This window comes from Halopseudomonas sp., from assembly GCF_038130085.1.
Taxonomy (GTDB): domain Bacteria; phylum Pseudomonadota; class Gammaproteobacteria; order Pseudomonadales; family Pseudomonadaceae; genus Halopseudomonas.
In genome coordinates this window covers 32,367-52,988 of sequence record NZ_JAYPMU010000022.1, presented here as the reverse complement: position 1 = coordinate 52,988, position 20,622 = coordinate 32,367, and the positions used below count along the sequence as shown (strand labels likewise).

Genomic DNA, 20,622 nt, shown 5'->3' with positions numbered 1-20,622 from the left:
TCTTCCAGGTTGCCGATTACGGCCTGGTTGCCGACCTGTTCGAGGCGGTACCGGAACTGGAAGGCAAGCTGTAAGCTTCAGCCTGATGTGAAAAACCCCGGACTCGAAAGAGCCGGGGTTTTTTATTGCCTTCAGCATGTTTGCGTAGAAGAGTCACAGCACGCTATGCCCCTACGACAGCGGAAACGACTCCAGTCGCTTGCCGTTTTCGTCCACTTCCAGCGCCCAGCCGGCCTTATCCCAGTCGCCCAGCACGATACGCTGCGCGGGTTGGCGGTCGATCACTAAATCGTGGATTGCCGGGCGGTGTGTGTGGCCGTGAATAAGGGTTTTTACCCCTTTATCACGCATGACCTGCGCAACTGCGCCGAGGTTGACGTCGGTAATGTCGGCGGACTTCATTTGGGTGCGCGCTTGGCTTTCGTCACGTAACTTGCGGCCCAGCTTGTAGCGGGTTTTCTGTGGCAGGTTGCGGAGCACAAAGCGGCTGGCCGGGTTGCGTAGCCAGCGACGCATGCGCATATAGCCGATATCGTCGGTGCACAGACTATCGCCGTGCATCAGCAAAACGGGTTCGCCATTCAGATCAACGATGCTCGGGTCTTTGAGTAGTGTGCAGCGCGCGGCCTTGCAAAAGCGGCGACCGAGCAGAAAGTCTCTGTTGCCGTGCATCAGGTAGACCTGAGTGCCATGTTCTGCGAGGCGGGAGAGGGCATTAGCGACCTCTCGTCCCAGGTCGTCGATGGTGTCGTCACCCAGCCAGACTTCAAAAAAATCGCCGAGGATGTACAGCGCATCAAATTGCGGTGCGCGGGTTTCCAGCAGACGCAAAAACGCCCGGGTGATATCCGGGCGTTTTGCTTCCAGATGCAGATCCGAGATGAACAGATAGCGCATCGACGGAATGATCTCAGTCGACCAGTTCGGCGCGCTCGATGATCACGTCTTCGGCCGGCACGTCCTGATGGCCGGCACGGGAAGTGGTGCGCACAGCCTTGATCTTTTCGACCACATCCATGCCGTCGGCGACCTTGCCGAATACGGCGTAGCCCCAGCCCTGCATGGTCGGTGCGGAGAAGTTCAGGAAGTCGTTGTCGGCAACGTTGATGAAGAACTGGGCGCTGGCGGAGTGCGGATCCGGGGTGCGAGCCATGGCAATGGTGCCAATCTTGTTGGCAACGCCGTTATCGGCTTCGTTCTTGATCGGGTCACGGGTGTCTTTCTGCTGCATGCCAGGTGCGAAACCGCCGCCCTGGATCATGAAGTTGCCGATTACGCGGTGGAAGATGGTGCCGTCGTAATGGCCATCGCGAACGTATTGCTTGAAGTTCTCGACGGTCACCGGCGCCTTGTCGGCAAACAGTTCAAGGGTGATAACGCCATAGTTGGTGTGCAGTTTGACCATCGGGTATTCCTCGGGCAGTCGAACAGAGTGGGTGTGATGCTGTCTGCATTGCTGCATTCAGGCACCTGCGAGTTTCGGGTATGATACGGGTTTTGGCCATGACGGCCTAGCAATCCCTGATGCCAAGCGCATCACCTGAGCGAGTTTTGCCGACCTTATGAACAAACCCGACGCCACGCCCCCAAGCCACTTTCTGCGCCAGATCGTTCAGGCTGATCTGGACAGCGGCAAGCACAGCAACATCGTTACCCGCTTTCCGCCAGAGCCCAACGGTTATCTGCACATTGGTCACGCCAAGTCGATCTGTCTGAACTTCGGTCTGGCCAAGGAGTTCGGTGGCGTCTGCAATCTGCGTTTTGACGACACTAACCCGGCCAAGGAAGAGCAGGAATATATCGATGCGATCAAGGCCGACGTTGAGTGGTTGGGCTTTGAGTGGGGCGGCGACGTACGCTATGCGTCTGATTATTTCGATCAGCTGCATGCCTGGGCCATCGAGCTGATCAAGGCTGGCAAAGCCTACGTCTGTGAGCTGACCCCGGAGCAAGCGCGCGAGTACCGCGGCAACCTGACCGAACCGGGTAAGAACAGCCCATTCCGTGAGCGCAGCGTCGAAGAAAACCTGGAGCAGTTCGAGCGCATGACCGCAGGCGAGTTCGCCGACGGCGCCAAGGTGCTGCGCGCCAAGATCGACATGGCGGCGCCGAACATGAACTTGCGTGACCCGATCCTCTATCGTATCCGCCACGCACACCACCACCAGACGGGTGACAAGTGGTGCGTGTATCCAAGCTACGACTTTACTCACGGTCAGTCCGACGCCATCGAGGGTATTACCCACTCGATCTGTACCCTGGAGTTCGAAGATCACCGTCCGCTGTACGAGTGGTTCCTCGACAATCTGCCGGTGCCTGCGCACCCGCGTCAGTACGAATTCGCGCGCCTGAACCTGAACTACACCGTGACCAGCAAGCGTAAACTCAAGCAGCTGGTTGACGAGAAGCATGTCGATGGTTGGGATGACCCACGCATGTCTACCCTCAGCGCATTCCGTCGTCGTGGCTACACCCCGGCCGCCATCCGCGAGTTTTGCGAGCGCATCGGTGTGACCCGTTCTGACGGTGTGGTTGACATGGGCGTACTCGAGTTCTGTATTCGAGACGATCTGGATGCCCACGCACCGCGCGCCATGTGCGTACTCAAGCCGCTGAAAGTGACCATTACCAACTACCCGGAAGGTCAGACCGAAGAGCTGCGCTTGCCGCGTCATCCGAAACAGGACATCGGCGAGCGGGTATTGCCGTTCGAACGTGAGATCTACATCGACCGTGAGGACTACATGGTTGATCCGCCGAAGGGCTACAAGCGTCTGGTGCCGGGCGGTGAAGTCCGTCTGCGTGGCAGTTACGTTATCCGCGCCGATGAAGCGGTTACCGATGCTGACGGCAATATCGTCGAACTGCTGTGCAGCTACGATCCGGATACCCTCGGCAAGAACCCGGAAGGCCGCAAGGTCAAGGGCGTGATCCATTGGGTACCGGCAAACAGCAGCATTGAATGCGAAGTACGCCTGTACGATCGCCTGTTCAATGCGGCGAACCCGGACAAGGGCGAAGAGGGCACGACTTTCCTCGACAATATCAACCCGGACTCCCTGCAGGTGCTGACTGGTTGCCGCGCCGAGCCGTCGCTGGCTGAGGCGACGCTGGACGACCGCTTCCAGTTCGAGCGTGAGGGCTATTTCTGCGTGGATTCGCGTGATTCCCGACCCGATGCGATGGTCTTCAACCGCACCGTCACCCTGCGTGACTCCTGGGGGGGCTGATGGCGCTGGCACTCTACAATACCCTGACCAAGACCAAGGAAACCTTCAAGCCACTGGTCGGTAATCAGGTGCGCATGTATGTCTGCGGCATGACCGTGTATGACTTCTGCCATATCGGCCATGCGCGCGTGATGGTTGCGTTTGACGTGGTTTCGCGCTGGTTCCGTCATAGCGGCTATGACCTGACTTACGTGCGCAACATCACTGATATCGACGACAAGATCATCAAGCGTGCTAACGAGAACGGTGAGACCTTTCAGCAACTGACCGAGCGCATGATCGCGGCCATGCATGAAGACGAAACCCGTCTGAATGTTTTGCGGCCGGATCAGGAGCCGCGCGCCAGCCAGCACATTGATGGCATGTTTGCCATGATTCAGACGCTGATCGACAAGGGCTATGCCTACGCGCCGGGCAACGGCGACGTTTACTACCGTGTCGGCAAGTTTGAGGGTTACGGCAAGCTGTCTCGGCGCAAGATCGAAGACCTGAAGATCGGTGCGCGCATTGAAGTAGACGAAGCCAAGCAGGACCCGCTGGACTTCGTGCTGTGGAAGGCCGCCAAGCCGGGTGAGCCGAGCTGGACCTCGCCCTGGGGCGAGGGTCGCCCGGGCTGGCACATCGAGTGCTCGGTGATGTCGACCTGCTGCCTGGGCAATACCTTTGATATTCACGGTGGCGGCCCGGATCTGGTATTCCCGCACCACGAGAACGAGATCGCCCAGAGTGAGGCTGCAACCGGTGAGCTGTACGCTGCTGCCTGGATGCATGCAGGTGCCGTGCGCGTCGATGGCGAGAAGATGTCCAAGAGCCTGGGTAACTTCTTCACTATTCGTGAAGTGCTGGAAAAGTATCACCCGGAAGTAGTCCGCTACTTGCTGGTCTCCAGCCATTACCGCAGCGCCATCAACTACTCCGAGGACAACCTCAAGGAAGCCAAGGGTGCACTGGAGCGTTTCTACAACGCACTCAAAGGTCTGCCCGAGGCCGCGCCTGCTGGTGGTGACGCTTTTGCCGCGCGTTTTGCCGCTGCAATGGATGACGACTTCAACACACCAGAAGCCTGTGCCGTACTGTTCGAAATGGTGCGTGAGGTGAATCGTCTGAAGGACGCTGATGTTGGCGCAGCTGCTGCGCTGGCTGCGCGTCTGCGTCAGCTGGCCGAAGTATTGGGCGTTCTGCAGTTGGAGCCCGAGGCTTTCCTGCAGGCCGGTGCCGCTGGCAAGGTTGACGCTGCAGAAGTCGAAGCGTTGATCGCTGCGCGCCTGCAAGCCCGCGCTGACAAGAACTGGGGCGAGTCTGACCGCATTCGTGATCAACTGACCGCCATGGGCGTTGTGCTGGAAGACGGCAAGGGTGGGACCACCTGGCGGTTGGCTGAGTGATGCCGCTCGACATGACAAACCTCCGGGGGCGCGTGGCCCTGGTGACCGGCGCCGGCAGTGCTGACGGCATCGGCTTCGCCATCGCCCGGATGTTTCATGACGCGGGTGCTACCGTTGTGTTGACCTCAACGACCAACCGTATCTTCCAGCGGCAGAATGAGCTGGACCCGGAACGGCTGCGCAGTCTGGCGGTGGTGGCTGATCTGACTCATCCGGAGCAGGCCGCAGAGCTGGTTGATCAGGTGGTGACGCAGTTTGGCCGAATCGACATTCTGGTCAATAACGCGGGTATGTCGCAGTCGGGCATTGAAGAGCCGATTGGCGATCTGTTCCATCGGATGGCGTTTGATCATTGGCAGCGTGAAATTGACCTCAACCTCAACACCTGTGTGCACGTCAGCCAGCCAGTGCTAAAGCACATGCTGGCTGCCGGTTTTGGGCGAGTAATCAATATCGCGTCAGTAACCGGCCCGTTGGTGACCTTCCCGGGTACCTCCGGGTACAGCGCGGCCAAGTCGGCAATGGTCGGCCTGACCCGCTCGATTGCTCACGAAGTAGCCGGGCAGGGAATCACCGTCAACGCCATCGCACCGGGCTGGATTCACACCCCGTCGAGTCTGCCAGCAGAGTTGGAGGCTGGTCGACATACGCCGATTGGCCGTCCTGGGCGTCCTGACGAAGTCGCACGGGTGGCGCTGTTTCTGGCCAGTGAAGGCTGCAGTTACATGACCGGTCAGATGCTGGTGGTGGACGGCGGCAATTCGCTGCAGGAAATAAAAGGCTGACACTGCTCGAGGCGTCTCGAGCAGTGCTCCAACCCGCTTACGACCAGATGTCCCGGTCGATCTTGTGTTCCAGTTCCGGATACTCGCTGGCCTTGAAGTGTGGCACCAGTCCCTGTTTGCGTTGAGCAAGGTAGTCCTTGGTCAACTTGGCTACCGTTCCGGACAGCAGCATAATCGCGATCAGGTTAATGGTTGCCATCAACCCCATTGAGGCGTCTGCGGCATTGAATACCGTACCCACCGCCTGATACGCCCCCCACACGACCATTGCCAGCGCGGCACAACGCAGTGACAACATGCCCAACTTGCCGCCGAGCCCCAGAAAGATCATGGCGTTCTCCGCATAGGAGTAGTTGGCAACGATCGATGTGAAGGCAAAGAACAGGATCGCAAAGGCGATGAAGTAGCTTCCGGCGCCGCCGATGTGGCTTTCCAGCGCCAATTGCGTCAACTGTGTGCCGGTTACGCCATTGCCGGGCTCCAGTACGCCGGACAGCAGAATCATCACGGCGGTGGCAGTACAGATCACCAGCGTGTCGATAAACACCCCGGTTGCCTGCACGAAGCCCTGAGAGGAGGGGTGGTGCGGGGTTGGCGTGGCCGTGGCCGCGACGTTTGGCGCAGAGCCCATCCCTGCCTCATTGGAGAACAGGCCGCGTTTAATGCCATTGAGCATGGCTGCAGTTACAGATCCGGCAACACCGCCAGCGGCTTCTTCGAGGCCAAAGGCGCTTTTGACGATCAGCGCCAGCACTCCCGGTACCTCAGTGATGTGCAGCACTACCACTACAAGCGCCATCAGTACGTAGACGGCCGCCATGAACGGCACCACGAACTCGGCGAAGCGCGCAATAGAGCGCAACCCGCCGAAGATGACCAGCCCTGCTACGGCGGCGATAGCGACGCCAACGACCAGTTTGTTGAAGCCGAACGCGCCTTCCATTGCATCAGCGATTGAGTTGGCTTGCACAGCGTTGAAGACCAGGCCGAAGGAAATGATCAGGCAGACCGAGAAAATGCTGCCGGCCCATGGTGCCTTCAGGCCCTTGGCGAGATAGAACGCTGGGCCACCGCGGAACTGGCCTTCCTCGTCCCGTACCTTGTACAGCTGCGCCAAGGTGCTCTCGGCATAGGCTGTTGCCATGCCAACCAGCGCAACCATCCACATCCAGAAGATTGCTCCGGCGCCGCCAAGATAGAGCGCCACTGCCACCCCGGCAATGTTACCGGTGCCAACGCGTGATGCGAGGCTGGTACACAGCGCTTGAAACGGCGAGATACCGGACTTGTCGCTCTCTCGCGAGCCCAGCAGAGAGCGAATCATTTCGCCAAAGTGCAGAAACTGCAAAGCACCAAGGCGGATAGTGAAAAACACCCCAACGGCCAGCAGGCCGTAGATCAGGATATACCCCCAAAAAACCGTGTTGAGTGCGTCTATCACCGCGTTCATGGCATTCCCCCGAGCGTATTGGTTCAGGCTTCGATACAGATTGTTACGGGTAACTGTAGTGGTTTAGCCGTTTGTCGCCAGTCGCGGTTAGTTGAAAATATATATTGTCAATTCGCCGAAATGGGTCGAATATGCCGAAATCACATTGATGTTCATGCAAAACAAATAACAACAACGCAGCGCATTCAGAGGTGAGTCATGACCACAGTTACTCCAGACGACCTGACTATTCGTCCCCGCCGTATCGAGTTTGAGCTCCCAAATCCGTTGCCGCGGCACTGGCATGGCGGAGACCCCTTCAAAACCCATTTCTTCAATGCCATGTCGTTGCTGTTTCCTGACGGAGAGCGTTTTTTCATCGATTCGGTGAGACACTTTCGCGATCGCGTCGAAGATCCGAGACAGCAGGAGCTAATCAAGGGCTTTATCGGGCAGGAAGGGCACCATAGTCGGGAACATATCGAGTACAACCGGCGCCTTGAGGAGCAGGGATACGACGTAAAGACCCTGACCGAGCCGGTGCGTCAACGTATTCGCTACGCCAACAAGCACTTTTCCCCTGAGCGCCGACTGGCGGCCACCGTTGCAATGGAGCATTTCACTGCAATCATGGCGGACGCAGTGCTGCGTGAAATGCGCTGGTTTGATGGCGCCATTGAGCCGATGCGCAAGGTTTGGCGTTGGCACGCGCTGGAAGAAACCGAGCACAAGGCGGTTGCCTTCGACCTCTACATGCAGGTGTGCGGCGACCGTGCGCAGTTGCGCAAGGCAATGCGGTTGTCGACTTTCTTCTTTTTGCGTGACGTTACTCGCGGCGTCTGGCACATGATGAAGCGTGACGGCAGGCTAACCGATATAGGCACCTGGTACCGCGGTGTACGCTGGCTGTGGGGCCGAAACGGCTTTTTCTCAGGGCTTTGGAGTGCCTATCGCGACTTCTATCGTGACGACTTCCACCCTTGGCAGCACGACAACCACAAGCTGATGCAGGACATTCAACACGAGTTTGATGCGATCAATACCCTTGGAACAAAGGCCTGAATCGTCTCGGAACTGATGCGCTTTATGGGGCAAGTTGTTGTATGCTTCGCGCGTTCTGTTTCCAGGAGTGACCATGGCTATCAGTTTGTATGTTGCAAAAGAGACCCGGCGCCACGAAAAACGCGTGGCGTTGGTTCCCGCAGTTGTTGCCAAATTGCAAAAGCTTGGCATCGAGCCCTGCGTTGAACCCGGTGCCGGTCTGGCGGCCCGAATTCCCGATAACGACTTCACGCAGGCTGGCGCAGCCGTTGCGCCAGCAGCTGCCGAGACGCGGCTGTTCTTCCGCGTGCAGGCACCGTCGCTGGAAGACATTCAGGAAATGCCGGAAGGCTCGATCCTGTGCTGCTTCATCTACGCCCAGCGTGAGCCCGAGATCGTCAAGGCCCTGCGCGACAAGCGCATCACCTGCTTTGCGATGGAGCTGATTCCGCGCATTACTCGTGCTCAGGCAATGGACGCGCTGTCTTCCCAGGCCGCTCTGGCCGGTTACTACGCCGCGCTGATGGCTGGCACGCACCTGCACCGCATCCTGCCAATGATGACTACCGCAGTCGGTTCCCTGCGCCCGGCCAAGATTCTGGTCATGGGTGCTGGCGTTGCTGGTCTGCAGGCGCTGGCGACTGCCAAGCGTCTTGGCGCGATGATTGAAGGCTACGACGTACGTCCTGAAGTACGCGAGCAGGTGCAGTCCGTTGGCGGCAAGTTCGTCGACACCGGCGTATCTGCAGTCGGTGAGGGCGGTTACGCCCGCGAGCTGACTGCTGAAGAGCAGAAGCAGGTCAACGATGTGCTGACCCGCCACGTTCAGCAGGCTGATGCGATCATTACCACGGCCTCGATCCCCGGCAAGCCGAGCCCCAAGATTCTGACTGAAGAGCAGATCATGGGTATGAAGAGCGGCTCGGTCATTATTGACCTGGCAGCAGAAGGCGGTGGTAATACCCCGCTGACTCAGCCTGGCGATACCGTTGAAGTGGGGCCCGCTACCATCGTTGCGCCGCTGAACATCGCCAGCCACCTGGCTGAGCATGCCTCTGAACTTTACTCCCGCAACCTGCTGGCTCTGGTTGGTCTGATGGTCAAGGAAGGCGAGCTGTCGTTGGACTGGGAAGATGAGGTGCTCGCTCGCTCGGTACTGACCCACGACGGTGAAATCCGCAATGAGGCAGCGCGTGCCGCTGTCGAACAGCTGGCCTGAGGACGGTTTGATGGAAATGACAACTACCATTACAGGCTTCGTTGCCCTGTATATCTTTTTGCTGGCCGCGTTTACCGGCTACGAAATCATCGGCCGTGTTCCGGCCATTCTGCACACGCCGCTGATGTCGGGCTCCAACTTCATCCACGGTATCGTGGTTGTGGGCGCCATGTGGGCTCTGCTGAACGCAGGTTCCACGCTTGAGCAGGTGATCGGTTTTGTTGGTGTTCTGCTGGGCGCAGGCAACGCCGCAGGTGGCTATGTGGTCACCGAGCGCATGCTTGAGATGTTCAAGCCGACCAACAAAGCCTCTGGTGCGGACAAGGAGTAAGTAGACCATGTTCAGTACGTTTTTGATTGACGCGGCCTACTTTGTCGCAGCATTTCTGTTCCTGTACGGCCTCAAGCGCATGGCCAGCCCGGTTACCGCGCGTTCTGGGATTGTTGTCGCTGGTGGCGGTATGGTGTTGGCGGTAGCAGCCGCCTTCCTGTACGGCTTTGATGTCAGCGCGCGCGCCGAGCCGTATCTGACTACCAACGTGATCCTGCTGGTCATCGCCCTGGCACTGGGTATTGGCTGGGCCTGGATCAGCGGCAAGCGCGTCGCCATGACCGACATGCCGCAAATGGTTGCCCTGTACAACGGCATGGGCGGCGGCGCCGCTGCGGCTATTGCCGCAACCGAGCTGCTGTCTGGCAACGCTTTGGCACACGGCCCGGTAGTAACCGTTCTGGCGATTCTGGGTGGTCTGATTGGTGCCGTTGCGCTGTCTGGCTCGCTGATTGCCTGGGCGAAGCTTGACGGCCGCATGAACAAGGCATGGCGTCTGCCGAAGCACCAGTATGTCAACGCTGCGCTGCTGTGCGGTGCGCTGTTCATCGGCGCGGTTGTTACTGTCATGGCCGTTGTTGGTGCTGAAGAAACGCCGGTTCTGCTGATTCTGGTGTTCTTTGCTGTTGCGCTGGCACTGGGTGTACTGCTGACCACCCCGATTGGTGGCGCAGACATGCCTGTTGTGATCTCTCTGTACAACGCCTTCACTGGTTTGGCTGTTGCCTTTGAAGGTTTTGTACTGCAGAACCCGGCGATGATCATTGCCGGTACCGTTGTAGGCTCTGCCGGTACGCTGCTGACGCTGATGATGGCCAAGGCGATGAACCGCCAGGTCAGCAACATCATCTTCAGCGACTTTGGTGGTGAAGACGACGGCTCCGACGGCGAAATCCAGGGCACCATGAAGGCCGCAGATGCGTCCGATGCGGCGATCTCCATGTTCTACGCGAGCAAGGTGATCATCGTTCCGGGTTACGGTCTGGCGGTTGCTCAGGCGCAGCACAAGCTGTACGAATTCGTCAAACTGCTGCAGAAGCAGGGCGTTGAAGTCAGCTTTGCGATCCACCCGGTTGCCGGCCGTATGCCGGGCCACATGAACGTACTGTTGGCTGAAGCGGGTGTACCGTACGACATCATCCACGACCTGGAAGATATCAACGAAGAGTTCGCGCAGGCCGATGTTGCCATCGTTCTGGGCGCCAACGACGTCGTCAACCCGGCGGCCCGTACTCGCAAGTCCAGCCCGATCTACGGCATGCCGATCCTCAACGTGGACCAGGCGCGCCAGGCTTACGTGGTCAAGCGTGGTCAGGGCAAGGGTTACTCCGGCGTCGAGAACGAACTGTTCTTCCTCGACAACACCTCGATGGTGTACGGCGATGCCCAGAAGGTCATGGTGCAGATGATCGAAGCGGTCAAGTCGCTCGGTTAATCAGCACTGCTGTACCAGAACCCCTGCTCGCAAGAGCAGGGGTTTTTTATTGCCGAATTGTTTTGTTGCCAAACCGCCGGGCAAGCATGGTTGCACGCAGGTTCAGGCGGCTATGCTAGGGCATTCAAGCAACCGACAGGGAGACAGGCATGAAGAAAACACTGACAACGCTGGTGCTGACCGGACTGGCCGGTATGGCGCAGGCGGACATCACTGTGCAAACGGTGCCCTATGAGATCGACGGGCAGCCCTATGAGGGCCTGCTGGTCTTTGATGAGGCGGTAACCACGCCGCGTCCGGGTGTGTTGATGGTGCCGAACTGGATGGGGGTTACCGAGGCCGCAGCGGAGAAAGCTGCCAAGGTGGCAGGGTCGGAGTATGTGGTGTTTGTGGCCGACATGTACGGCCGCGATATTCGCCCGAGTAACGCCGATGAGGCCGGCGCGGCAGCAACCACCGTGCGCAGTGATCGGCCGATGATGCGTCAGCGGGTCAATGCGGCACTCGACGTGCTGCGCGCCCAGCAGGGTAGTGTCGCGCTGGATGAAAATAACATCGCTGCGATTGGCTTCTGCTTTGGTGGTGGTACTGTTCTGGAACTGGCCCGCTCCGGCACGCAGATCCGGGGCGTAGTGTCCTTCCACGGCAACCTGGATACCCCGAATCCGGAAGACGCCAAGGCCATTCGTATGCCTGTTCTCGTATTGCATGGCGCAGATGATCCGTTCGTGCCAGACGAGCAGGTTGCGGATTTCAGCGCGGAAATGCGTGCTGCCGGTGTTGATTGGCAACTGATCAGCTATGGTGGTGCTGTCCACTCGTTTAGCGATCCTTACGCAGCAATGCCCGGCAAAGCCGAGTACCACCCGGTTGTAGCCAAGCGTTCGTTCGCGGCGATGCGCCAGTTCTTTGCTGAGGTTATGGACTGACAGGTGTCCGCAGCGGCAGGCGCTTGCGCCGCTGCAACGAAGGGTTACCGGATAAGCTGCGGCACTTTCGTGCCATCGACAACGGTGATGGTGACTCCTTAGTCTCCCCGCAGCCGCTCTGGCTGGCATAATGCAGACAGGCCACCCGGACGGTGAGCCCAATAAAAAGAACAATCAACAATACTGGAGATGGGTATGTCGCAACCTGAACAACCTGGTTGGCGCTGGGGTCCGTTTACCTTCCGCTTGCCGTTCTATCACTCCAAGCTCTGCTGGCCGGAGTTCTTTCAGGGCCTGCTGATCGCGGCCGCAACCGGCCTGTCGCTGGTCCCGCTGATGACTGGCTTCTTCGGTCTGAGCTTCGAAGAGGCTGTCGCCGTCTCCCTGATTCACTCGATTCTGATTACCTCGTCCATCATCGTTTTTGGCGAACCCTACGCGCCGGGCTGGATTACGCCCGCACTGCCGCTGGTGCTCGCCTTTGTGCTTGGTGGCTACGAAACCCCGGATGAACGCTTCCAGGCCATGACTGCGTTGTCGCTGGATTTCGCGCTATTGCTGTTCTTGCTGGGTATTACCGGGCTTGGTAAACGTTTCATGCTCTGGCTGCCGGATACCCTGAAGGCCGGCATTATCCTCGGCGCCGCTATCGCAGCGCTGAAGCGGGTGCTGGTGGATGACGCCGAGCGCTTCCTGCTGCAGCAACCAGTCGCCACCACCATCGCCTGCGCGGTGTGCCTGGTGTTCGCCTTCAGTCTGCCGATGGCCAAACTCAAGGAGAAGTATCGCTTCTTCGCGCTGCTCGGCGCCCTGGGCTTGCTGCCCGGCTTTGTACTGGCTGGCATCATCGGCCCGATGGTGGGTGAGGTGACCTACGATATTCAGTGGGGCATTCTGATTCCGCCGCTGGGCGATGCCTGGGCCAAGGTCTCGCCGTTCGCGATTGGCTGGCCAAGCATGGAGATGTTCATTCAGGGCATGCCGCTGGCACTGATCACCTACGTCATTCTGTTCGGCGATCTGGTGACCGGTAACGAGGTCATTCGTGAGGGGCTGCAGAACCGTCAGGATGAGCACATCGACATCAACCCGACCCGCTCGCACATCTCACTGGCTATCCGTAACGCCTTGATGGGTATCAGCGCGCCATTCTTCCCGACCCAAGGAGCACTGTGGACCGGCGTGCACGTGATCATCATGCAGCGTTGGAAGCAGGGCAAGGAGGCCATGGGCAGCCTGCACAGCGGTCTGGCGTCCTACTACTTGATGGGCCTGCCGATTCTGTTCTTCCTGCTGCCGCTGCTGACGGGCCTCAAGCCGCTGCTGGGTATTGCGCTGTCGCTGACCCTGGTGTTGACCGGTTTCGCCTGTGCGTATATCGCCATGGCTATTCCGAAAAACAACACCTCGCGCGGCGCTGTGGTGCTGATCGGTGCGGCGCTGGCGTTCTTTGAGCCCTGGATCGGTTTGCTGGTAGGTATTGCCACAACGCTGCTGCTGGTGGGCTGGGACCGTAACCCGGACCCGATTCCGCACGAAGACTGAGCGCCGCTCAGTCGCCACAGTTGCGTTACACTTTGTGGGCCTGAACGTTCGCGCGTTCAGGCCCACTGTGTTTCTGCCATTCCCTTTGTTGCGAGAGTTGCCGTGCGCCCACGCTCAGACAGCCAGTACGCCGGTGGCCCGGTCAACTGGCGCATCATCTTTGATCTGCTTCCTTACCTGAGCGAGTTTCGCGGCCGCGTGCTGCTGGCGGTGCTGTGCATGCTGGTTGCCAAGCTCGCCGGCGTCGCGGTGCCGTGGTTACTTAAACTGATTGTTGATCACTTCGAGAGCGGAGCTGATGCGCTGGTACTCGTGCCAGCAGCCTTGCTGCTGTTCTACGGCGTGCTGCGGTTTTCGTCCGTGTTCTTTGGTGAGTTGCGCGATGCTGTATTTGCGCGTGTGGCAGAGCGGGCCATGCGGCGCATCTCGCTACAGGTATTTGAACACCTGCACCGACTGGATCTCGGCTTTCATCTGTCACGCCGCACCGGCGGCTTGGCCCGGGACATCGAGCGTGGCACCTCCGGCATCAGCTTCCTGCTGCGCTTCATGGTGTTCAACATTCTGCCGACGTTGATCGAGATCGGGCTAATCAGCGTGATTCTGCTCGCTAACTTCAGCGCGGTGTATGCGCTGGCAGTGCTGGTTGCGGTCCTGCTGTACGGCAGCTTTTCTATCTGGTGCACCGAATGGCGCAACCGCTTCGTGCGTGAGAGCAACCAGATGGACAACCGCTCCAACACCCGCGCAATCGACAGTCTGCTGAACTTCGAAACGGTCAAATACTTCGGCAACGAGGCATTCGAGGCCAGCGAGTACGACCGCAACCTGCAGGACTGGGAAGCGGCGCGAATGAAGAACCGGCTGTCGCTGGTGGCGCTCAACTCAGGCCAGGCACTGATCATCGCCGGTGCGGTCACGCTGATGATGGTGCTGGCCGCGCGTGAGGTAAGTGCCGGCAGCATGACGGTGGGTGAGTTGGTCATGATCAACGCTTATATGATCCAGCTGTTTATCCCGCTCAACTTCCTGGGGTTTGTCTACCGCGAGATCCGCGAAGCGCTGACCAATATTGAGCGGCTGTTCAGCCTGCTGCGCACACCGCTGAAGGTGGTGGACGCCGACAACGCTACAGAACTGAATCTGCAGGGCGCCGCAGTGCGGTTTCATGACGTGCATTACCGCTACGAACAACGCCGAGAGGTGCTGCAGGGCATCAGTCTCGATATTCCGGCCGGGCAAACACTGGCGATTGTCGGTGCCAGCGGCGCGGGCAAGTCTACTCTGGCGCGCCTGCTGTTCCGTTTTCACGATGTGGACAGCGGCAGCATCAGCATCGACGGCCAGGATATCCGCAGCGTTACCCAAGACAGCTTGCGCCGCGCTATTGGCGTGGTCCCGCAGGATACGGTGCTGTTCAACGCCAGCATCGGCTACAACGTCGCCTATGGCGCACCGGGTGCGAGTGACGAAGATATCTGGCGGGTGCTGGAACTGGCGCAGCTGGATACCTTCGTTCGCAGCCTGCCGCAGAAGCTGGATACCCCGGTTGGCGAGCGCGGGTTGAAGCTCTCTGGTGGCGAGAAACAGCGCATCGCCATCGCCCGCGTGCTGCTGAAGAATCCGCCGATCCTGATTCTTGATGAAGCCACCGCATCGCTCGACACCCACGCCGAACGCCGCATTCTCGACGCCCTCAATCTGGTCGCCGAGCGCCGTACCACGCTCGCCATCGCCCACCGTCTCTCGACCATCATCCACGCAGACAACATTGCAGTGATTGATCAGGGCAAGGTAGTAGAGCAGGGCACGCATGCGCAGCTGTTGGCGCAGCAGGGCGCGTATGCGCGGTTGTGGGCTGATCAGCAGCGGGAGCGAATTGAGGCTGCGGACGCCTGATTCACCGGCTGAATCTCACTTGCCGCTGCGTATTAAAGCGGCGAACAATGGGCCTCACGCGGATAAGAAAAAGGAGCAGCAATGAGCAGTGTAATCGAGCGGTGGCACAAGGTTGTCGAGGCGCAGGACCCGAGCGGGCTGGCGGATTTGCTGGCTGATGAGGTGGTGTTTCACTCGCCGGTGGTGCACACCCCGCAGGTCGGCAAGCCAATCACCACTCTGTATCTCTCGGCGGCGTTCAAGACGCTGAACGAGCCAGGGCATTTCAAGTATCTGCGTGAAGTGGTTGATGGCAACAACGCGGTGCTGGAGTTTGAGACCATCATCGACGGTATCACCATCAACGGTATCGACATGATCCAGTGGAACGACGACGGCAAGATCGTCGATTTCAAGGTCATGGTGCGTCCGCTCAAGGCGGTCAATGCGATTCACGCGGCCATGGGCCGCATGCTCGACGCGCTCAAGCCGGCGAAGGCCTGAGACTTACCCTGCGAGCTGGTTCGGGCTCTCTGCTGACCGGGCCAGCGCCGCGGCGTTGACGACCTCGCCAATTACCAGCACCGCCGGGCTTTTCAGCTCAAACGCGGCAGCCGCGCTGCACAGGGTGTCCAGCCGACAGGCTAGCTGACGCTGGGCGGGCGAGCTGGCGTTCTCGATCATGGCAACCGGGGTACTGGCAGCCATGCCGCCATTCAACAGCCCTTGCTGAATCTGCTGCAGCCGCGCGACGCCCATATACACCACCAGTGTGGTGCCGCCCTGAGCCAGGCCCTGCCAGTTCAGTTCGCTGTCGTCCTGCGTATGAGCGGTAACCAGTGTCACGCCACGGCTGACGCCGCGCAGGGTCAGCGGAATATCGCATTGGGTGGCGCCGGCCAGACCGGCGGTAATGCCGTTGACGATACCGGCTTCAACACCGCGCTCGCGCAGCCATTGCGCTTCTTCACCAGCACGACCAAAGATGCAGGGGTCGCCGCCCTTGAGCCGAACCAGACGCTTGCCCTGGCGACCGTAGCGCAGCATCAGGCGATTGATGAATGCCTGCGGAGTAGAGCGGCAGCCGCCGCGTTTGCCGACGCTGATGATGCGCGCCTGCGGGCAGTGCTGCAGGATCTCCTGGTTGACCAGATCGTCGACCATGACTACTTCGGCCTGGGCCAGCAAGCGCGCCGCTTTCAGGGTCAGCAGCTCCGGGTCTCCGGGGCCAGCACCCACCAGCCATACACGAGGTTCATTGAGCATGGGATTCTCCTGTCTCAGGCCGGTACGGCCGCATTGCTGATCATGCGTTTGATTTCCGGCACGCAGGACCCGCACTGGGTACCGCAACCGAGTTGCTGTTTTAATTCGTCCAGCTGCAGGCCGCTTTCGATGCCAGCGCAGATGCTGCTTTCACTGACGTTCATGCAGTTGCAGATGGTTTTGTCCGGGCGACCAACTTCGGCGCCGGGTGGCGCGCTGACCGGTGCGAGGAACCAGCGTTGCAGGCTGGCGTCGGTATCGGCGCTTTGCCACAGGCTGCGCAGCCAATCGCGGGCGAGGGTATCGCCGCTCAAGCGCATGGCGATGATGCGGCCATCGCTGAGCAGGATGCGTTTGGATACGCCGCTGGCCGGGTCGTCGTAGCGCATGGTGGTGGCGCTATTCAGGCCGCACAGGTTGTCGAGCTCTGCCAGCAGTTCAGAACTGGGCGCCTTCGCCGCGGCCGCGCGCATGACCAGCGCTGGGCGCTCGCGGCCGATCAGGCCCATGCCGAGATAGTCGAAGCGTTCGCCGAGTCGGCGCAGCGCCGCAAAGTGCTGTTGGACGTCGCCTTCGATCAGCAAGAAAGACTCCCACGGTAGATGCGCTGCCCTGACCTGCACGCTGCTTTGTTTCAGCTCCGGTTGCTTGGATAGCGGGTCATAGCCGCTTTGGGTCAGCACGTTGCAGCCCAGCCCTTTGAGAAAGCGATCACCCCAATGCATCGGCAGAAATACCTGCCCCGGGCGCTGCGCGGGTTCGGCCAGCACTGGCAGCACCAGTTCGCCCCGGCGGCTGCTGACGCGGATCAGCTGACCGTCCTGCAGGCCTCGGGCGGCGAGATCGTCGGGGTGCATGGCCAGTTGGGCGAGTTCGACGTGACCGAACAGTTGCGCCGCCGTACCGGTGCGGCTCATGCCGTGCCATTGGTCACGCAGGCGCCCGGTGTTGAGCAGCAGCGGGTAGTCGCTGTCGGTTGCCTCCTGCAGGTCGGCAAGGTGCTCGGCAATGAACTGGGCGCGGCCGTTGGCGGTAGCGAACTGGCCGTCGGTGTAGAGCCGGTCGGTGCCTTGCTCGGTGGAGGCGTTGAACGGCCACTGTTGCGGGCCGAGGCGGTCGATCAAGGCGTGACTGAGGCCGCTGTAATCCAGATCGCGGCCGCGGGTCAGCCCCTTATATTCATCAAACAGTTCGGCCGGGGAGTGGAAGGCAAACTGGCTTGGGCGGCCTGGTTTGAGGCGGCGCTCCAGGCGGCGGGCAAAGTCGCAGACGATCGACCAGTCCGCACGCGCCTCGCCGGGCGCAGCTATCGCCGGGCGCACATGGCTAATGCGACGCTCGGAGTTGGTTACCGTGCCTTCTTTCTCGCCCCAGCTGGCGGCCGGCAGCAGCAGATCGGCGTAGCTGCAGGTTTCAGTCGTGGTGAAGGCTTCCTGCACGATGACAAAGGGGCAGGCGGCTAGCGCCTCATGGATCAGCTGCTGATTGGGCATGGACTGGGCCGGGTTGGTACAGGCGATCCAGAGCGCCTTGATGCGGCCGGCGCGTACGGCCTCGAACAGATCAATGGCGCTGAGCCCCGGTTGCTCTGGCAGGCTGTCTACGCCCCAGTAGGCGGCCACTTCGCGGCGATGATCCGGGTTGGCAGCGTCGCGGTGCCCCGGCAGCAGGTTGGACAGGCTGCCGGTTTCCCGGCCGCCCATGGCGTTTGGTTGCCCGGTCAGTGAGAAAGGCCCGCTGCCGATCTTACCGATCTGACCGGTTGCCAGATGCAGGTTGATCAGGGCGTTGTTCTTGGCGCTGCCGGCGCTGGACTGGTTCAGGCCCATGCATCAGAGCGACAGAAAACTCTCGGCCTCGCCAATCCAGCTGGCGGCCAGACGAAGATCCGCCTCGCTGATGCCGCACTCGGCTGCGACTAGCGTTGGGGTGTAGCGCTCAACCAGGCTCTGCAGTGCTTCAAAGCCGTCGGTGTGCGCGGCAATGAAGGCGTGATCGATTTGCTGCTGTTCAATCAGCAGATGCAGTAGGCCGTGGAACAGCGCCACGTCGGTGCCGGGGCGCAGCGCCAGATGCAGGTCGGCGATCTCGCAGGTGTCGGTGCGGCGCGGGTCGATGACGATGATGCGTTTGTCTGGTTGTTCGGCCCTGGCCGCTTCGAGACGGCGGAACAACACCGGATGCGCCCAAGCCATATTGCTGCCGGCGATCATCAGGCATTGGCTTTGCTCAATGTCGGTGTAGGAGCAGGGCGGCGCGTCGGCGCCCAGGCTGCGCTTGTAGCCGACTACCGCACTGGACATGCACAGGCGCGAGTTGCTGTCGATGTTGTTGGTGCCGATCAGCGTGCGGGCCAGCTTGTTGAAGCTGTAGTAATCCTCGGTCAGCAGCTGGCCGGAGATGTAGAAGGCAACGCTGTCGGGGCCGTATTCGGCGATGGTGCTGGCAAACACCTCGGCGGCGTGGGTCAGCGCGCTATCCCAGTCGACGCGGGTGCGCGCCAGCGACTTGCTAAGGCGCAGCTCCGGATAGTGGGCGCGGGCGGCGAGATCGCCGGTCAGGTGGAGGGTTGAACCCTTACTGCACAGGCGTCCAAGATTGGCCGGGTGCGCTGGATCGCCACTGACGTTGTGAATTGTCTTATCGTCGTGCTCGATCAGCACTCCGCAACCGACGCCACAGTAGCAGCAGGTAGAGGCCGTCTGTTTCATTGTGCGGCTCCTGCTGTGAGTGGTAGCGGCTCGGCGTTGTCGTCATTGGCTGCTAATTGGTGCAGCTGAGTCTGGTTGGCGAAGGCCTCGCCGAACATCAGCTGCCGGCGGAAGGCGCTGATGTCGCTGCCATCGCGCACCAGCGTGAAATACCAGGCGCTGTCGCCGGTATCACCGTAAAAGCAGGCGCCGATCAGTCGGTTGTCGCGGATCACCAGCTTGCGAAAGCTGCCGGCAGCCGGGTTGCTCATCGTGATGATGTCGCACTGCTCGTCGCCCATAAAATCGCCGGCGGAGAACAGGTCGATACCCGTGACCTTGAGTTTGGTTGAGGTGACCGAGCCGAGGTAGCGGCCATAGCCGAGCATCGCCAGGTGGTTGGCACAGACTCGGGCTTGCTCATACAGCGGGGCGACCAGGCCGTAGGCGATGCCGCGGTGACTGGCGCATTCACCGATGGCATAAACGCGCGGGTCGAAGGTCTGCAGGGTGTCATCGACGAGGATGCCGCGCTCGCAGGCCAGCCCAGCCTCGGTCGCCAGGCTGATGTTCGGGCGAATGCCGGCGGCCATCACCACCAGATCGGCGGCTAGCTCACGGCCATCTTCGCAACGTACGGCGCGAACCCGCCCGCTACTGTCGCCCAATAGCTGTTCAGTATGCGCCTGCAGTTCGAAGCGAATGCCACGCGCCTCAAGTGCCTGTTGCAGCAAGGCGCCAGCGGTGCCGTCGAGCTGGCGGTCGAGCAGCCACTGGCCGACGTGCAGCACGGTGACCTGCATGCCGCGCAAGGCAAGGCCGTTGGCGGCTTCCAGACCGAGCAGGCCGCCGCCGATAACCACGGCGTGACGGTGAGTCTGGGCAGCATCCATCATGGTCTGGGTGTGCGCGATGTCCCGGTAGCCGATAACCCCGTCAAGATCGTTGCCGGGCACCGGCAGCATGAAGGGCCGGGAACCGGTGGCCAGCAGCAGGCGGTCGTATTCGGCACGGGTGCCATCGGCGGCGATCACCTGGCGCGCGGCGCGATCGATACGCACGACCGGGTTGCCGACGTGCAGGGTGATGCCGTGGGTGCGGTACCAGTCCAGATCGTTAAGGACGATGTCTTCGAAGGTCTGCTCACCAGCCAGCACCGGCGACAACATGATGCGGTTGTAGTTGGGGTGCGGCTCAGCGCCGAATACGGTGATCTCGTAGAGGTCGGGTGCCAGTTTGAGCAGCTCTTCCAGCGTGCGGATGCCGGCCATGCCGTTGCCGATCAGTACCAGTTTCAATTTGTGCATTGCGCCTGCGCTCCGTAATGCGCTGCAAAAACAAAAAAGGCGTCCCTACCGCTTGCACGGTGGGGACGCCTTTGTCCGTTCCTGTTCTTGCAGGAGACAGAGTACCTGTCGGGGTAGTCTGCTATGTGTTTACTCTCTGTACGTATCGAAGC

The 20,622-nt window shown here is 60.3% G+C and carries 15 protein-coding genes and 2 pseudogenes; 11 read left to right on the top strand and 6 right to left on the bottom strand.

Features of this window, described 5'->3' with window-relative positions; translation table 11 throughout:
* Positions 1-171: 171 nt before the first annotated feature.
* Together AAFM31_RS14620 and AAFM31_RS14615 are read right to left on the bottom strand one after the other, a co-directional pair.
* A complete protein-coding gene (locus AAFM31_RS14620) occupies positions 172-897 on the bottom strand; it encodes a UDP-2,3-diacylglucosamine diphosphatase (RefSeq protein ID WP_341708661.1) in 726 nt (241 codons plus the stop codon).
* Positions 898-910: 13 nt separating this feature from the next.
* A complete protein-coding gene (locus AAFM31_RS14615; RefSeq protein WP_341708664.1) occupies positions 911-1,405 on the bottom strand; it encodes a peptidylprolyl isomerase in 495 nt (164 codons plus the stop codon).
* Positions 1,406-1,562: 157 nt separating this feature from the next.
* On the opposite strand from AAFM31_RS14615, the gene AAFM31_RS14610 reads away from it, so the two are divergent.
* From AAFM31_RS14610 to AAFM31_RS14600, 3 genes are read left to right on the top strand one after another with little or no spacing between them, the layout of a single operon-like run.
* Entirely contained in the window at positions 1,563-3,230 is a 1,668-nt protein-coding gene (locus AAFM31_RS14610) for a glutamine--tRNA ligase/YqeY domain fusion protein (RefSeq protein ID WP_341708660.1), read from the top strand.
* The gene (cysS, locus tag AAFM31_RS14605; RefSeq protein ID WP_341708659.1) at positions 3,230-4,615 is read left to right on the top strand and encodes a cysteine--tRNA ligase; all 1,386 of its coding nucleotides are present in this window, start codon (positions 3,230-3,232) and stop codon (positions 4,613-4,615) included. The genes AAFM31_RS14610 and cysS overlap by 1 nt, the downstream gene beginning before the upstream one ends.
* Before the next feature lie 11 nt (positions 4,616-4,626).
* Positions 4,627-5,400 (top strand): SDR family NAD(P)-dependent oxidoreductase, encoded by a 774-nt coding sequence (locus AAFM31_RS14600; RefSeq protein WP_341708658.1) that lies wholly within the window; start codon positions 4,627-4,629, stop codon positions 5,398-5,400.
* Positions 5,401-5,437: 37 nt separating this feature from the next.
* Here the strand turns inward: AAFM31_RS14600 and AAFM31_RS14595 are convergent, their stop codons facing one another.
* Positions 5,438-6,850: a sodium:alanine symporter family protein gene (locus AAFM31_RS14595; protein WP_341708657.1), complete on the bottom strand. Its 1,413-nt coding sequence runs from the start codon at positions 6,848-6,850 to the stop codon at positions 5,438-5,440.
* A gap of 198 nt (positions 6,851-7,048) precedes the next feature.
* On the opposite strand from AAFM31_RS14595, the gene AAFM31_RS14590 reads away from it, so the two are divergent.
* From AAFM31_RS14590 to AAFM31_RS14555, 8 genes are all read left to right on the top strand, one after another.
* The gene (locus tag AAFM31_RS14590; RefSeq protein WP_341708656.1) at positions 7,049-7,891 is read left to right on the top strand and encodes a metal-dependent hydrolase; all 843 of its coding nucleotides are present in this window, start codon (positions 7,049-7,051) and stop codon (positions 7,889-7,891) included.
* A gap of 73 nt (positions 7,892-7,964) precedes the next feature.
* Positions 7,965-9,089 (top strand): NAD(P) transhydrogenase subunit alpha, encoded by a 1,125-nt coding sequence (locus tag AAFM31_RS14585; RefSeq protein WP_341708655.1) that lies wholly within the window; start codon positions 7,965-7,967, stop codon positions 9,087-9,089.
* Between the two features lie 10 nt (positions 9,090-9,099).
* Positions 9,100-9,420, top strand: a complete 321-nt coding sequence (locus tag AAFM31_RS14580) for an NAD(P) transhydrogenase subunit alpha (protein WP_172409641.1) — start codon at positions 9,100-9,102, stop codon at positions 9,418-9,420.
* 7 nt (positions 9,421-9,427) lie between these two features.
* Entirely contained in the window at positions 9,428-10,855 is a 1,428-nt protein-coding gene (locus AAFM31_RS14575; RefSeq protein WP_341708654.1) for an NAD(P)(+) transhydrogenase (Re/Si-specific) subunit beta, read from the top strand.
* A 149-nt stretch (positions 10,856-11,004) separates the two neighbouring features.
* The gene (locus tag AAFM31_RS14570; protein ID WP_341708653.1) at positions 11,005-11,784 is read left to right on the top strand and encodes a dienelactone hydrolase family protein; all 780 of its coding nucleotides are present in this window, start codon (positions 11,005-11,007) and stop codon (positions 11,782-11,784) included.
* Positions 11,785-11,979: 195 nt separating this feature from the next.
* Positions 11,980-13,329: a hypothetical protein gene (locus AAFM31_RS14565; protein ID WP_341708652.1), complete on the top strand. Its 1,350-nt coding sequence runs from the start codon at positions 11,980-11,982 to the stop codon at positions 13,327-13,329.
* Between the two features lie 102 nt (positions 13,330-13,431).
* Positions 13,432-15,228, top strand: a complete 1,797-nt coding sequence (locus tag AAFM31_RS14560; RefSeq protein WP_341708651.1) for an ABC transporter ATP-binding protein/permease — start codon at positions 13,432-13,434, stop codon at positions 15,226-15,228.
* Between the two features lie 81 nt (positions 15,229-15,309).
* Positions 15,310-15,711 carry a nuclear transport factor 2 family protein gene (locus AAFM31_RS14555; RefSeq protein WP_341708650.1) on the top strand — a complete coding sequence of 134 codons (402 nt, stop codon included), beginning with the start codon at positions 15,310-15,312 and terminating at the stop codon, positions 15,709-15,711.
* A gap of 3 nt (positions 15,712-15,714) precedes the next feature.
* Here AAFM31_RS14555 and cobA read toward each other — a convergent pair whose 3' ends face one another.
* The 3 genes and pseudogenes from cobA to AAFM31_RS14540 all read right to left on the bottom strand — a co-directional run.
* A complete protein-coding gene (cobA, locus tag AAFM31_RS14550; RefSeq protein WP_341708649.1) occupies positions 15,715-16,473 on the bottom strand; it encodes a uroporphyrinogen-III C-methyltransferase in 759 nt (252 codons plus the stop codon).
* 14 nt (positions 16,474-16,487) lie between these two features.
* A pseudogene (locus AAFM31_RS14545) lies at positions 16,488-19,184 on the bottom strand (molybdopterin-dependent oxidoreductase).
* Between the two features lie 86 nt (positions 19,185-19,270).
* Positions 19,271-20,470, bottom strand: a pseudogene (locus AAFM31_RS14540) (NAD(P)/FAD-dependent oxidoreductase); the annotation flags it as partial.
* Positions 20,471-20,622 lie beyond the last annotated feature (152 nt).

Bases quoted from the DNA above. Each gene is read 5' to 3' on its own strand.
- AAFM31_RS14620 (WP_341708661.1), bottom strand. From the start codon at position 897: ATGCGCTATCTGTTCATCTCGGATCTGCATCTGGAAGCAAAACGCCCG.
- AAFM31_RS14615 (WP_341708664.1), bottom strand. From the start codon at position 1,405: ATGGTCAAACTGCACACCAACTATGGCGTTATCACCCTTGAACTGTTT.
- AAFM31_RS14610 (WP_341708660.1), top strand. From the start codon at position 1,563: ATGAACAAACCCGACGCCACGCCCCCAAGCCACTTTCTGCGCCAGATC.
- cysS (WP_341708659.1), top strand. From the start codon at position 3,230: ATGGCGCTGGCACTCTACAATACCCTGACCAAGACCAAGGAAACCTTC.
- AAFM31_RS14600 (WP_341708658.1), top strand. From the start codon at position 4,627: ATGACAAACCTCCGGGGGCGCGTGGCCCTGGTGACCGGCGCCGGCAGT.
- AAFM31_RS14595 (WP_341708657.1), bottom strand. From the start codon at position 6,850: ATGAACGCGGTGATAGACGCACTCAACACGGTTTTTTGGGGGTATATC.
- AAFM31_RS14590 (WP_341708656.1), top strand. From the start codon at position 7,049: ATGACCACAGTTACTCCAGACGACCTGACTATTCGTCCCCGCCGTATC.
- AAFM31_RS14585 (WP_341708655.1), top strand. From the start codon at position 7,965: ATGGCTATCAGTTTGTATGTTGCAAAAGAGACCCGGCGCCACGAAAAA.
- AAFM31_RS14580 (WP_172409641.1), top strand. From the start codon at position 9,100: ATGGAAATGACAACTACCATTACAGGCTTCGTTGCCCTGTATATCTTT.
- AAFM31_RS14575 (WP_341708654.1), top strand. From the start codon at position 9,428: ATGTTCAGTACGTTTTTGATTGACGCGGCCTACTTTGTCGCAGCATTT.
- AAFM31_RS14570 (WP_341708653.1), top strand. From the start codon at position 11,005: ATGAAGAAAACACTGACAACGCTGGTGCTGACCGGACTGGCCGGTATG.
- AAFM31_RS14565 (WP_341708652.1), top strand. From the start codon at position 11,980: ATGTCGCAACCTGAACAACCTGGTTGGCGCTGGGGTCCGTTTACCTTC.
- AAFM31_RS14555 (WP_341708650.1), top strand. From the start codon at position 15,310: ATGAGCAGTGTAATCGAGCGGTGGCACAAGGTTGTCGAGGCGCAGGAC.
- cobA (WP_341708649.1), bottom strand. From the start codon at position 16,473: ATGCTCAATGAACCTCGTGTATGGCTGGTGGGTGCTGGCCCCGGAGAC.